This is a genomic window from Hansschlegelia zhihuaiae, from assembly GCF_004103825.1.
GTDB classification, from domain to species: Bacteria; Pseudomonadota; Alphaproteobacteria; order Rhizobiales; family Methylopilaceae; genus Methylopila; species Methylopila zhihuaiae.
In genome coordinates this window covers 183,481-183,701 of record NZ_RYFI01000009.1, presented here as the reverse complement: position 1 = coordinate 183,701, position 221 = coordinate 183,481, and positions in this window count along the sequence as shown.

Below are 221 nucleotides of genomic sequence, written 5' to 3'. Positions count from 1 at the left end.
GTCTCCCGCGCCGCCGGACGGCCCGGACGACGCCTCCATGGCTGGGAGAAGGCCGAGGCAGGGTGGATCAGTGCGATCCCAATGTCAAGAAAATAATCCTAATACCTTTCCGCGTCGCGCCCCTCATGTCCCGGCCTCGAGCCGGGACCCATTGGGCTCGGTCGGTTTCAGCAGAAGCGCGACGCAGCCTGGAGCCCGCTTCGGCGCGCGGCGCGGGATGG